Raw genomic sequence first — 13,442 nt, 5'->3', positions numbered from 1 at the left:
ATGTCTGCTCGTGTCATCTGCAACCGAACAAAACACTAATTCAGTCATTAACGATTCTAGTTCTTCCTCTGAGCGTACTGCGAAAGAAGAAATGTTTAACGATATAGAGTCTCATCGCGTACCTAATGTAGGTCAAGGAAGATCCTTTGAAGTAAGAACGTTCGGTTGCCAAATGAACGTTCATGATTCGGAGCGTCTATCTGGATTGTTAGAAGAAGCGGGATATCATGCGGTGGCTGATGGTGAAGAGCCTGATCTTGTCGTGTTTAACACCTGTGCGGTGCGAGAAAACGCAGATAAGCGACTGTATGGCACCCTAGGGCAGTTGCGGTCGGTGAAGGAAAAGAACCCTCGCATGCAAATTGCCGTTGGCGGATGTTTGGCTCAAAAAGACAAAGACACGGTGGTTGCTAAAGCTCCTTGGGTCGATGCGGTTTTTGGTACTCATAATATGGGAGCATTGCCATCGCTTTTGAGCCGATCCGAGCACAACAAACGCGCCGAGGTGGAAATTGTTGACTCGCTCGAACAATTTCCATCAGTACTACCTGCAAAACGTGAGTCAGCATATGCAGGTTGGGTATCGGTTTCGGTAGGATGTAACAACACCTGTACTTTCTGTATCGTGCCATCGCTTCGTGGCAAAGAAGTCGACCGTCGACCAGGTGACATTTTGGCGGAAGTACAAGCTCTCGTTGAACAAGGAGTAAGTGAAGTTACCCTTCTTGGCCAAAACGTCAATGCTTATGGTGTGAACTTCTCCGATCCTGATATCGAGCGCGATCGCTTTGCATTCTCTAAACTTTTGCGCGCGTGCGGAAAGATTGAAGGTCTTGAACGTCTACGTTTCACCAGTCCTCATCCCGCAGAATTCACGCATGATGTGATTGACGCTATGGCGGAAACCCCCAATGTGTGCCCACAGCTCCACATGCCGCTCCAGTCTGGTTCCGACAAAGTCTTGAAGGAAATGCGTCGGTCCTATCGTTCAAAGAAATTTTTGGGGATCCTCGAGGAAGTGCGAGCAAAGATTCCGCATGCCTCTATTACCACTGACATCATCGTAGGATTCCCTGGAGAAACCGAAGAGGATTTCCAAGATACGCTGAATGTAGTTGAAAAAGCACGTTTTACTAGCGCCTATACTTTCCAATACAGCCCTCGCCCTGGTACTCCAGCAGCAGACTATGCTGATCAGGTTCCTAAAGAAGTAGTCCAAGACCGATATGAACGACTCCTTGCGCTGCAAGAGCGGATTAGTACTGAAGAAAATTCAAAGCTTATCGGTACTGAGGTTGAACTGCTTGTTCAAGCATCTGGTGGACGAAAAAATGATAAAACTCACCGTATGACTGGGCGTTCTCGTGATGGCCGTCTAGTGCATTTCGATCCACAAGGACATGTTGATGGAGATATTCGCCCAGGAGACGTGATCACCACTGTAGTAACTGAGGCAAAGCCATTCTTCCTGATTGCAGATTCTGGTGTTTTACAGCATCGCCGTACAAAAGCAGGGAATATGAGCGCAGTCGGTAAAGTTCCTACTACTGCTCCAGTAGGCGTTGGGCTGGGTCTACCGTCCATTGGCTCCCCAGCACAAAAGCGTTCGGAAACGTCGAAAAGCAGTGGATGTGGCTGTTAGCTGTAATGTGGCAGTAACCTAGAGCGTTAATAATTCTAAGGAGAAGAACATGAGCGAATCGTCTGGATCTGCTACCGAACAGGAATTAAGAATCAAAGAGATTCGAGCTGCACGATTCGTTCATGTAGGGCGATTTCAATGGTTGTTGATTGGTGCGTTGGTGCTATTCGCTGTGGGGTTAGTGCTTCCGCATTCAGGAAACGCCCAAGGATGGCAGGTACTCACTTTTTCTAGCGCCGCAGCCGATTCTGGAGTAAAGCTTGCGGAATATATTTTCGTTCTTATCGGCTTTATTGCAGCAATTGTGTGTAATCTATTTCTTATTCTTACTCGTCGAACGGTTGCCGCAAATATTGGATTTTTGCTCAGCGGCATTGCATTGCTCATGTCCTTGTTTGCCATGTGGATGCGCCTGCAAAGTAAAGAAAACGAAGGTTTCTCCGGAATCGGAATTGGCTTCGGAATCGAAATCCTTGCAGTCGTCGTGTTGGTGTACGCTTTGTCTGCTGTAGTTTTTAGTAAGAGTGAAGAACAGCGTCAGATAGAACACCTACGTGCAACTACGGAGGTAACTGATGAGGTCGCACGTGTGCAACGTGATCTCCAAAATCAGCGAAGGGGAGAAGATAACCCTTTGCTGGTAGATAACCGCCGACGACAAGCCGCTGAGAAGCGTCGTTCGAAATAAAAGCGTTTTTAAAGAGTCAATTGCCAAATTTGGGTTGCCGAGACTCGTTGAAAACGGGTTAAGTAGAGGGTGTCAGGTGTTTTGTGTGTGAGGCTCTGATCCAGAAGGAGTTTCACTGATAATGACTACCGTGTCACCGAGGAAAGGTCATGACCCGAACAGGGTCAACGAGATCAGCGCTAAGCTGATGGAAAATCCGGAAATCGCCGAACTGATCGGCGAGTTGTCGACTTCCACCGATGATGCCAGCGACCTGGTCAAAGGTCTTTTGCAGGCATCGATCAACGCTGGTCTGCAGGCTGAAATGGACGCGCATCTAGGATACGCGCACTCTGATCGTACGGCGAAAGCCCAGCTGGGCACCCCGGATGGTGGCAATCACCGCAACGGGTCGTACACCAAAACCGTCAACTCTGGTTACGGCACCTTTGATGTGACTATGCCCCGGGATCGAGCTGGCACGTTTACGCCGCGGATGCTGCCTAAAGGCACCCGCCGTCTGACGGAGCTTGATGACATGATCATCTCCCTGTACGCCGGTGGGATGACCGTGCGCGATATTTGCCACCACCTCGCCACCACCCTCGGGGTGGATATGAGCCCAGATACGATCAGCACCATTACCGACGCGGTGTTAGAAGAGGTCATGATCTGGCAAAACCGCCAGCTCGACGAGTTCTACCCAGTGATCTTCCTCGACGCGCTGCGAGTGAAGATCCGCGATGGCCACCGCGTGGTCAACAAGTCTTGCTACATGGCGGTAGGCGTCGACATGGACGGCATCAAGCACATCCTGGGATTGTGGATCGCAGACAATGAAGGCGCCAGTTTTTGGGCATCCGTGTGCGCTGACCTTGCCAACCGTGGGGTCCAAGACGTGTTCATCGTCTGCTGCGACGGGCTCAAAGGCCTGCCGGAAGCCGTGGAGGCAACCTGGCCGAATTCCATGGTGCAGACCTGTATCGTGCACCTGATCCGGGCGGCCAACAGGTGGGTGTCCTACCAAGACCGCAAACCCGTATCAAGTGCGCTACGGGAGGTCTACACCGCACCGACCGAGGACACCGCCCGCGCCGCCCTGGACGCATTCGAGGCCAGTGAACTGGGCCGTAAATACCCGCAATCGGTCAAAGTCTGGCGCGACGCCTGGGACCGGTTTGTGCCATTTTTGCAGTTCCCGCCTGCGGCACGGCGGGTACTCTACACCACGAATTCGATCGAATCGCTGAATGCTGAGCTGCGGAAAGCCACCCGCAACCGCGGCCAGTTCCCGAACGATACCGCGGCGCTGAAAACGCTGTGGCTGATGATCTGCAACATCGAGGACAAGCGCGCTGCCCAGCGAGCGAAGAAAGCGAAGCGCGCCATCGAATGCAACGGCTATATTGAAGGAGCGAAAGCCACCGGGTGGAAACAAGCCATCAACCAACTAGCCGTGGCTTACCCCGACCGATTCGCGGACTACTTGTAAACCAAGCCCCCCGCACACAAACAATCGGACACTCTCGTTAAGCAAAAGGGGATGCGGACGGAATCTTGGAGGATTCCATTATGAACCGTTCCTACACCAACACGCAGAAGCGCACAGCACTGCGGGTCTACAAACGCACACAATCAGTGACTAAAACAGTCCGCGAACTCGGCTACCCAGGCAGATGGACCCTGTATAAATGGCTACGCGAGCCCAAAACCCCACCACAACCACGTAAACAAGCCAAAACCCTGACCCACTACCCATACGAAGTCAAACTTCGCGCAGTAGAACTTTTCCACAATGGTTGGCGACCAGCTGATATTGCCCAGGAATGCTGCCTGCACACTCACGCCAGCGTCTATGCTTGGGCGCAACGCTACCGTGAGGAAGGACAATGGGGCTTGATGTCGAAAAAAAGAACGCGCAGGCCATGGCCGCATCCCTACTAAAGCAGCACTAGAAAAATCATTGCCGGATAATCCAACACAGTTAAAACAGCAGATGGCCACGCTGCTGGTAGAAAAAGCCGTGTTGGAAAAGGAGCTGGAAATTATAAAAAAAAGACGTAAGCGTCATCCCCGGTCAGCTGAGTAATAAGCACAAAACCGACGTGGTTGACGCTTTGCGTAGCACGTTTCCATTAGCAATGCTGCTCGCTGCTAGTGGTCTTGCTGCATCCAGTTTCTATTACCACCTGAAAAAACGACGCATGCCTGATAAGCACGCAGCTATTCGCAGCATGGTGCACCGCATCAGTTCTGATTCACATAATACCTATGGTTATCGCCGTATCTGGTGGCAATTACGACATTTAGGCATAACTATCAGTGAAAAAGTAGTTCGCAGGCTCATGCGCGAAGAAGCAATTACGGTGCGGTTTCCGAAGCGGAAGGTGAAATATTCCAGTTATCAAGGAGAAATTTCTCCGGCTCCGCCGAACCTGGTCAACCGTTGTTTTCATGCCACTGCTGCGAATACGTTGTGGCTGACTGATATTAGTGTTTTCGCTGCGAATGAGGGGCGGGTGTATTTGTCTGTGATTATTGATTGTTTCGATGGCAAAGTCGTTGCTGCTAAGACGAGTGTGAATCCCACTATGGAGTTAGCAGAATCTACGCTGCAGGCCGCTATTGATGCTGAGGGTCTTCCACCGGATGGTTCATTAGTGATTCATTCAGATCGTGGTGTGCATTACCGTGGTCGGAGTTGGCATAGTCTGACTGCGAAATATGGCATCGTTCGTTCGATGTCGAAAAAGGGGTGTAGTCCTGACAATGGAGAGTGTCCGATTGTTTGTGTGCGGGGGCTTGGTTTACAAGTAGTCCGCGAATCGGTCGGGGTAAGCCACGGCTAGTTGGTTGATGGCTTGTTTCCACCCGGTGGCTTTCGCTCCTTCAATATAGCCGTTGCATTCGATGGCGCGCTTCGCTTTCTTCGCTCGCTGGGCAGCGCGCTTGTCCTCGATGTTGCAGATCATCAGCCACAGCGTTTTCAGCGCCGCGGTATCGTTCGGGAACTGGCCGCGGTTGCGGGTGGCTTTACGCAGCTCAGCATTCAGCGATTCGATCGAATTCGTGGTGTAGAGTACCCGCCGTGCCGCAGGCGGGAACTGCAAAAATGGCACAAACCGGTCCCAGGCGTCGCGCCAGACTTTGACCGATTGCGGGTATTTACGGCCCAGTTCACTGGCCTCGAATGCGTCCAGGGCGGCGCGGGCGGTGTCCTCGGTCGGTGCGGTGTAGACCTCCCGTAGCGCACTTGATACGGGTTTGCGGTCTTGGTAGGACACCCACCTGTTGGCCGCCCGGATCAGGTGCACGATACAGGTCTGCACCATGGAATTCGGCCAGGTTGCCTCCACGGCTTCCGGCAGGCCTTTGAGCCCGTCGCAGCAGACGATGAACACGTCTTGGACCCCACGGTTGGCAAGGTCAGCGCACACGGATGCCCAAAAACTGGCGCCTTCATTGTCTGCGATCCACAATCCCAGGATGTGCTTGATGCCGTCCATGTCGACGCCTACCGCCATGTAGCAAGACTTGTTGACCACGCGGTGGCCATCGCGGATCTTCACTCGCAGCGCGTCGAGGAAGATCACTGGGTAGAACTCGTCGAGCTGGCGGTTTTGCCAGATCATGACCTCTTCTAACACCGCGTCGGTAATGGTGCTGATCGTATCTGGGCTCATATCCACCCCGAGGGTGGTGGCGAGGTGGTGGCAAATATCGCGCACGGTCATCCCACCGGCGTACAGGGAGATGATCATGTCATCAAGCTCCGTCAGACGGCGGGTGCCTTTAGGCAGCATCCGCGGCGTAAACGTGCCAGCTCGATCCCGGGGCATAGTCACATCAAAGGTGCCGTAGCCAGAGTTGACGGTTTTGGTGTACGACCCGTTGCGGTGATTGCCACCATCCGGGGTGCCCAGCTGGGCTTTCGCCGTACGATCAGAGTGCGCGTATCCTAGATGCGCGTCCATTTCAGCCTGCAGACCAGCGTTGATCGATGCCTGCAAAAGACCTTTGACCAGGTCGCTGGCATCATCGGTGGAAGTCGACAACTCGCCGATCAGTTCGGCGATTTCCGGATTTTCCATCAGCTTAGCGCTGATCTCGTTGACCCTGTTCGGGTCATGACCTTTCCTCGGTGACACGGTAGTCATTATCAGTGAAACTCCTTCTGGATCAGAGCCTCACACACAAAACACCTGACACCCTCTGACAATGCGGCATGCGAGGGGTTTTTCGGGCGGATGAAAAATGAGATGTATTACGGCAAGAGGTGGCAGACAATCCAAGAGCTTGACGATGCCATTGCTGCTTATATCGAGTTTTATAACAATCATCGCATTAAAGTTAGTCTCAATGGTATGAGTATCGCGCGTTATCGCATGGCTGCGGTAGCGTGAGGTTGAAAGTGTCTAACAAAACGTCCGCATCCCCTTCTGCTACTTAACCCTTGAAAACCAAGACGAGAGTTAATTGATCCCATACGGGTGTTGTGCGAACTATAGTCGCTAAACACCCGTTTTACTTTTGGCCAGTTGTTGTGAATATTTTTCAGAGCAGCAGCTTTAACTCTTGTGCCATAACCCTGATCACGGTGATCGCAATCTACGATGGTTATACCTTGTTCGGCGAGATCAGCGCTGCTATGGCCACGTTGCAATGCTTCGGATAGTGCAAGTACACAGCCAGAATCGTCACGTAGAACAGTAGTTAAGGTTCGATTACCTCGTTTTTTATTTGCTGTGGCAGATTGTTGAAGGCGTTGTAAAGTCCATGGCTGCGGCTGTCGTAATAGATCGCTAGTGGGGATGTCAGTATTTGATTGGTTGAGAAGTTCCAAAATCCCAGGGATGATCTCATCTGGGAATTCTGAATTCTCGTAGCATTCAGTATGGATGTTTTCCACGCGTTCTAAGGCCAACGGTATAACTACGTAACCGTGAATTTCTTCATGTGTTAGGCGGTAGCCGTGTTGCATTAATAGATTCACACAAAAGTTTTGAGCGCTCGTCGCAACTTTTCCGTAGGGAAGTTGCAGGTGAATAATAGGTCGCCGCATCTCGAAGGCTGTCTCTGAAAGAAGCTCGAAACAACGCGTAAGTGCTTGTTACGCTTCTTCATCCAGGTCTTCATCTTCCAGAGGCTGTAATTCTGCATCAAGAACGATGTTTGCGGCCAGAACATTAGTATCAGCTGCTAAGTAGACTTCAGTTTCTACATAGGCTAGGGGAAAGCCTGCAACGTCACAAGGAGAATCGTCAGTTGTAGAGGGAAGATTCAATATTGAATTTTCGTGTTTGTCCTGAACTGTATGGTTCTCAACATAAAATACTCCGAAGATCCGAGAGTATTGTACATAACTGCCTTGTAAGGCTGCTAGTACCGTGGTTGCTGAGCACGAGATTGCGATATCGGCTGTAATGTCCTGTGCTGCCAAATTTGATGAAAATACGAATGACCGAAGCTCATCACTCGGTTTTAGAAGAGCGACATTACAAGATGGCTTTGGTCGGTGAAATTCGTATACGTCAAGCATGCATTGAGTGTATCTATGCATGCTTGACGTCAGAATTTAGGCAGGGAACTGTATCGCGCACCTAGCTGGTGAAATTACTTCTCAGCGATTTTCGACAGCATTAATCGCGGCATCTGCCCATTCTTGCCACTGTTGTGCTTGAGCACGAAGTTGTTCAGCTTTCTTGGTGTTACCTTTTGCCTCGGCCTCTGCAGCTTGAGCTGTAAATTCTTCTACCTTAGAAATGAATTGAGCTGCGCGCGCTTGAGCAGCAGGATCGGTGCGTCGCCACTGTGCATCGGCTGCTTCAGTAACTCGTTTTTCCAAGTTAGCAATTTTTTCTTCGTATTCACGTACGCGATTGCGCGGGACATATCCGATAGTTTCCCACTTTTCTTGCAGTTCGCGAAGCTTCTCGCGGGCAGAGTCAAGTCCTTGCGCAGGGTCAATCAAAGGGGTGTATTCGTCGATAAGCGCGTCCTTTGCCTCGGCATTGGCAGCAAACTCACGGTCGCGTTGATCGTTTACAGCATTACGGGCGTTGAAGAAGTAGTCTTGGGCTCCCTTAAACGCTGCCCAAAGTTTGTCGTCAACATCTCGTGGGGCACGTCCTGCTGCCTTCCATTCGTTCATGAGCTCCTTGAACGCATGAGCGGTATCGTTCCAATCTGTTGATTCTTTGAGGATGTTTGCTTTTTCGACGAGTTCCTCTTTAATCCGGCGGGCTGCAGCACGGCCGCGATCAAGCTCAGCAAAGTGTGAGCCGCGACGGCGATTAAACGAGTCGCGTGCACGAGAGTAGAGTTTCCAAAGTTCATCGTCTGTTTTACGGTCGATTCCCTTGATAGTTTTCCACTCATCAAGAATCTCGCGAATGCGATCGCCTGCGACTTTCCAGTCGGTAGATTTTTCGGCGATTTCCTCAGCTTCAGCAACAAGCTTTTGCTTCTGCTCGATAGCTTTTTCTCGCAGTTGCTGTTTCAGCTCGCGAGCTTTTTCTCCAGCAGAGTCTGCTCCATCGATGATGGAGCTTAGGCGTTTTTCCAAGGAATCGAGATCGCCGATAACCGCAGCGTCGTCAAGCCCATCACGAATTTCGCCAGCTTTTTCTTTGATATGCGAAGCATCGTTCGGATGAGATTTAAGACGAGATTCCAAGAGCGCTACTTCGGTAGCAAGATCTTCGAATCGATGAATGTAGTGTTGAAGTCCTTCTTCAGGAGTGCCAGCTTGCCATGAACCAATCTTTCTTGTTTCGCCACCGCGAATCAAATAAACCGTGCCATCATCATCAACACGACCAAAAGCACGGGCTTGGTTCATCGCGGATACATTGGGGGCTACGACTTTACGTGCAGCGTGAGCTCCAGGACGTGGGACTGGAACAGCTCCTGGGCGAGGACCTGGCTTGGGGGTGTGCGGAGTGCTCATGACAGGTGGTTCCTTACTTGCTCTAGAGTGCCGCGCGGCGCGGCGCCATGTTCGATCAACAATTCAATTACTTTGACATGCTATCTGGCAAAGCTGTGGGCGACCTAGAAAGGCAGCTGAATTCCACTCCACTAAACTTACCGTGTTGCAGATTAAAGTGTTTGAGTATTACGGACATTATCGAGTAAGGAATAGCTGTGGGATCGGAAATCGATGTGATTCACAACATGTACAGCACTGACCCTACGCGGATACTGTTGGTTCCTAGCGGCCCAGTCGTAGTCACCGAACTGTCACCATTTGAGCCTATTAGCCAGCTTATTAGGACTGCTGTTGATGACATACTGCACGAATTGAACCCGAAGACGATTCGAATCATTTTTTCTTTACGTGATACGGAATACACAGCGCATACGGGTTCGTTTCGGGCTTGGGGTGGAAGAAAAACTGCCGTATCAGACGGCAATTATCTACCAGAGCTGGTCGCACGGTTTTTAATTGGCAGATACCTCGAGCACAATCCCAACGTGGAAGTGCTCACAGGATCTGGTCTAAGAGATGCTGAGCCGAATGAGCTTATTGTCTATGCTGTAGATGGCCCCGCTGCTCTAACCCAGCGTGCACCGCTGGGTTTTAATCCGAAGGCTGCGGAATTCCACAATGCGATCGTGAATTGTTTGTCGCATGCCAGTAATAAGGGCACCGTAGAGCCAACGTGGCTGCAATCGGCGACAAAGACAGTTTCCAAAGATGATCTATTACGCGCAGGGGTAGTTAACCCTTCGCAATGGCTAGAGCTATTCCAGTACTCTTATTTATCGGTTCAATTACTGTTGTCAGATTCGACTTTAGGTGTGGGCAGATACGTGGCGCTATTACAGCTTTGCTCTTGAATCGAATAATGCACTGCGCCAATTTCTGGGGAAACAAAATCAAAGAAAGGCAATCCGATCGTATGGATAATCCCACGACACCTATTGCGGTTGTTGGGCCGACTGCGTCAGGTAAGTCTGCGCTCGGAGTATCGTTAGCGCATCATCTTAACGGCGAGGTAGTAAACGTCGATTCGATGCAGCTTTATAAAGGCATGGATATCGGCACCGCCAAGCTCACACTTGAGGAACGCGATGGTATTGTGCATCATTTGCTTGATGTGTGGGATACCTCTGAAACAGCGTCAGTTGCACGTTATCAAAGCCAAGCGATTGTAGTGGTAGAAGACATTCTACGCCGTGGCAAAACCCCCGTTTTAGTCGGTGGATCGATGCTTTATGTGCAATCGCTTGTCGACGATTGGCAATTCCCGCCCACTGATCCATCCGTGCGTGCGAAATGGGAATCAAAACTTAATGAAGTCGGTGTCGAAGCGCTTCACGCACTATTGGCGCAAAAGGATCCTCAAGCAGCTAGTATCATTGAGCTTAAGGATCCTCGTCGAACTGTACGGGCGTTAGAAGTTATTGAGTTGACCGGAAAACCCTTCAACGCCAGTCAGCCCCCTAAGGATGCTCCACCACGCTGGAATACCCAGATTATTGGGTTAGGAACTAATGCAGAGTGGCTTAACCCTCGAATCGATCTTCGCACAGAGCTGATGTTTGAAAAAGGGTTTGTCCACGAGGTAGAAAACCTCGTAGGAAAAGGGCTGATAGCTGATTCGACAGCTGGTCGTGCCATTGGGTATGCGCAAGTACTTCAACATTTTGCTGGTGAGCTGAGTGTTGATGAGATGATTGAGCACACTAAGATCGGAACTCGTCGCTACGTGCGTAGGCAACGAAGCTGGTTCAGACGCGATCCGAGAATTCATTGGATCGATGCGAGCGGAGATACTTTCTCTATGGCGTTATCATTGCTGTCATGACCTACATGAATACTCACGATGCACAGTTGCCCTTCTATAAAGGGCACGGCACGGAAAACGATTTCGTTATCATCCCCGACTTAGATGCGAAAATTGGGCTCACACCAGATTTCATTGCCGCACTATGTGATCGCCGAAGCGGAATTGGTGGCGATGGACTTCTCCGCGTAGCAACAGCTCAAGCGCTTCTGAAAGCGGGAGTTTTCGCTGCTCTTCCAGACGGAGTAGCTGCGACTGACGTGTTTATGGACTATTACAATGCAGATGGATCAACTGCTCAAATGTGTGGCAATGGAACGCGAGTTTTCGCCCATTGGGTACGAGCTCATGGAATTAAAGACGAAGACGAGTTTGTTGTAGGTACCCGTGCCGGGGCACGTTTTGTCAAAGTACGTAGCTTTGATGATTCACAGGCTGAAGTTACGGTTGATATGGGCTCGGCGGAAGTCACAGGTGTATCTACATGCACAATCGGGTCACAACAATTCGCTGGTTTAAGCGTTGATGTGGGTAACCCGCATTTGGCATGTGTTGTTCCTGGGTATGGTCAAGAAGACATTGAAAATCTTGATTTAGTCAAACCATTATTTGACCCGAAGTTTTTCCCAGAAGGCGTAAACGTTGAAATCGCTACGCCCTTAATTCAAGGTGTTACGCATATGCGTGTCTTTGAACGAGGAGTTGGAGAAACTCGAAGTTGCGGAACTGGCACTGTGGCTACGGCTCGGGCGGCATTAGCTGATACTGGATATGCCGATGGGGAAGTGGTTGTAGTCGTTCCAGGAGGTAAGGTCAGGGTGACTATTCAGGGGGATGAATCAACTTTGACTGGCCCATCACGAATCGTCGCCTCGGGGAATATCAATCTGGCCGGACTGAAGAAAAACTAATCTAAAATCTAGTTTTCGGTGTACCGACGTGCGGCTCGGCGTGCATCGGTCCAAGCTTGTTGGAGTTGAGATGCTCTCTGGTCGGTGATGTCGAGAAGCTTTTCTAACTGAGAAGTATTCAGAGACTTGTTGAGATGAAGACGTACGCGTTGAATAAAACGGTCTGAATTTGAAAGTAAATAGTGAAAACTTTCGATTTCAGGAACGGTACTAAAAGTATTGAGCAGTTCGGGGCGGTTTAGTGTGCGATCTGCAATGCTGGAAGCATCTGATCCATGTGCAAAGCGATTATATTGCGCCTCGATATCTTCGATATCTTCTACAGACAAGATGACTGATGACCGTAGAGAATCAATTTCTGCACTGTTGGGATGATGATCGATCATGTAATAGATCGCGATAAAAAGGATAATGCTCAAGAAGACGCCGGGCGTTTTGAGCAGCCAAGTTAAAACACAACAAGAAAGAGCGATGACTAGATACGGCCACCAAGGCAGCCGCGAGGAACTTTCCAGTCCAGCAAATTCTGGCATAATGTCTCGCTCCTTCCATCAAGTTGTGTCAATGACGATCTTGCGGTAATTTATGGGATCTGTTAAAAGCATCCTTAGTGGCCGCAACCACAGCCGCCACCACCGCATCCGCCGCCGCATCCGCCGCCTTGTGGGATAACAACGGATCCGACTAGAAGTGCATCTGCTTCTAGGATCATGTCACGTTCGGGCAGCGGAACACTTGAGGGTAAGCAAATATCGAAGGGGAAATTTCCATCAACTGTTACATGAATGAATTGTTCACTGGTAAGAGTGTTGGTGAGGTATTCCGCCGACAAGACTCGGGCGGCGAAATACGCGGAAGCATCTGGGGTGTTAGAGCCGTTTCCTTCTGCAACAATGGCAGCGCCTTTACTGATTAATTCTCCGAGGTGCCCATTGGGATTGGCAGCTAAATATTCCGACTCAGTGGCATGTAGTGCGACATTGTGCGCTAACGCTGTCACTCCGAGCTGCTGCCACCGTTGCTCAGGTTCGTCGATCAGAAGTGGGCCTTGCGCCAAATTACAGGTAATAGATGTGATGGATTCCCCGTTGTAGTCCACGATGTCACACAGTGCAAGAACGTCATTAATCATACTGACGTGGGCAAAGGTCATGGTTGCGGATTGGAATCCAGCGAAAGTAGCAAACGGTTCGACGGCCAAGATATTAATGTTTGCACCAGACTCATCGGCGTATTGGATGAGTTGTCCACCGCGTACTTCTCCCGTAACGGTGAGATTGTCTGTGGCAATTGCTGCTTCGACGGCATATTGCCATTTATCGAAGGTCATTCCGATGCTGAGGAGGTCATTGCTCATAATCTACGATTGTAACTTCTCTCGTCCAGAAGTCGGGCATCGAGACGGCATCGTTAAAGGCGGGTGAATAGGT

Annotated in this window: 10 protein-coding genes and 3 pseudogenes; 8 read left to right on the top strand and 5 right to left on the bottom strand. The window is 50.4% G+C overall.

Annotated features, from left to right (window positions below; translation table 11 throughout):
* Window positions 1-91 precede the first annotated feature (91 nt).
* The 4 genes and pseudogenes from miaB to ABMV07_RS08285 all read left to right on the top strand — a co-directional run.
* Entirely contained in the window at window positions 92-1,642 is a 1,551-nt protein-coding gene (miaB, locus tag ABMV07_RS08300) for a tRNA (N6-isopentenyl adenosine(37)-C2)-methylthiotransferase MiaB (protein WP_196977233.1), read from the top strand.
* 49 nt (window positions 1,643-1,691) lie between these two features.
* Window positions 1,692-2,330: a hypothetical protein gene (locus tag ABMV07_RS08295; protein ID WP_088266289.1), complete on the top strand. Its 639-nt coding sequence runs from the start codon at window positions 1,692-1,694 to the stop codon at window positions 2,328-2,330.
* A gap of 121 nt (window positions 2,331-2,451) precedes the next feature.
* The gene (locus ABMV07_RS08290) at window positions 2,452-3,801 is read left to right on the top strand and encodes an IS256-like element IS1132 family transposase (RefSeq protein ID WP_374063848.1); all 1,350 of its coding nucleotides are present in this window, start codon (window positions 2,452-2,454) and stop codon (window positions 3,799-3,801) included.
* Between the two features lie 80 nt (window positions 3,802-3,881).
* A pseudogene (locus tag ABMV07_RS08285) lies at window positions 3,882-5,089 on the top strand (IS3 family transposase); the annotation flags it as partial.
* A gap of 27 nt (window positions 5,090-5,116) precedes the next feature.
* Here ABMV07_RS08285 and ABMV07_RS08280 read toward each other — a convergent pair.
* Window positions 5,117-6,466 (bottom strand): IS256-like element IS1132 family transposase, encoded by a 1,350-nt coding sequence (locus tag ABMV07_RS08280; RefSeq protein ID WP_374063848.1) that lies wholly within the window; start codon window positions 6,464-6,466, stop codon window positions 5,117-5,119.
* Between the two features lie 57 nt (window positions 6,467-6,523).
* On the opposite strand from ABMV07_RS08280, the pseudogene ABMV07_RS08275 reads away from it, so the two are divergent.
* Window positions 6,524-6,712 (top strand): annotated as a pseudogene (locus ABMV07_RS08275) (IS3 family transposase); the annotation flags it as partial.
* On the opposite strand, the pseudogene ABMV07_RS08270 reads toward ABMV07_RS08275, so the two are convergent.
* Together ABMV07_RS08270 and ABMV07_RS08265 are read right to left on the bottom strand one after the other, a co-directional pair.
* A pseudogene (locus ABMV07_RS08270) lies at window positions 6,688-7,848 on the bottom strand (N-acetyltransferase). The pseudogenes ABMV07_RS08275 and ABMV07_RS08270 overlap by 25 nt on opposite strands.
* 81 nt (window positions 7,849-7,929) lie before the next feature.
* A complete protein-coding gene (locus ABMV07_RS08265) occupies window positions 7,930-9,258 on the bottom strand; it encodes a DUF349 domain-containing protein (protein WP_197692224.1) in 1,329 nt (442 codons plus the stop codon).
* Window positions 9,259-9,455: 197 nt separating this feature from the next.
* Here ABMV07_RS08265 and ABMV07_RS08260 point away from each other — a divergent pair, with 197 nt between their 5' ends.
* The 3 genes from ABMV07_RS08260 to dapF all read left to right on the top strand — a co-directional run bounded on the left by ABMV07_RS08260 (window position 9,456) and on the right by dapF (window position 12,012).
* Window positions 9,456-10,151, top strand: coding sequence for a hypothetical protein (locus ABMV07_RS08260; protein ID WP_196981598.1), 696 nt, complete (start codon window positions 9,456-9,458; stop codon window positions 10,149-10,151).
* Between the two features lie 62 nt (window positions 10,152-10,213).
* Window positions 10,214-11,122 carry a tRNA (adenosine(37)-N6)-dimethylallyltransferase MiaA gene (miaA, locus tag ABMV07_RS08255; protein WP_088266448.1) on the top strand — a complete coding sequence of 303 codons (909 nt, stop codon included), beginning with the start codon at window positions 10,214-10,216 and terminating at the stop codon, window positions 11,120-11,122.
* Window positions 11,119-12,012 (top strand): diaminopimelate epimerase, encoded by an 894-nt coding sequence (gene dapF / locus ABMV07_RS08250; RefSeq protein ID WP_197689872.1) that lies wholly within the window; start codon window positions 11,119-11,121, stop codon window positions 12,010-12,012. The genes miaA and dapF overlap by 4 nt, the downstream gene beginning before the upstream one ends.
* An 8-nt stretch (window positions 12,013-12,020) precedes the next feature.
* Here dapF and ABMV07_RS08245 read toward each other — a convergent pair whose 3' ends face one another.
* A complete protein-coding gene (locus ABMV07_RS08245; protein ID WP_197692223.1) occupies window positions 12,021-12,545 on the bottom strand; it encodes a hypothetical protein in 525 nt (174 codons plus the stop codon).
* Window positions 12,546-12,619: 74 nt separating this feature from the next.
* On the bottom strand, window positions 12,620-13,369 hold the full coding sequence (locus ABMV07_RS08240) for a hypothetical protein (protein ID WP_088266445.1): 750 nt from the start codon (window positions 13,367-13,369) through the stop codon (window positions 12,620-12,622).
* Between the last annotated feature and the right edge of the window lie 73 nt (window positions 13,370-13,442).

Origin of the sequence: Corynebacterium belfantii, from assembly GCF_041898185.1 — a bacterium.
Taxonomy (GTDB): Bacteria; Actinomycetota; Actinomycetes; order Mycobacteriales; family Mycobacteriaceae; genus Corynebacterium; species Corynebacterium belfantii.
The sequence above is the reverse complement of the archived record's forward strand: the minus strand, read 5'-3'. Positions and strand labels throughout refer to the sequence as shown.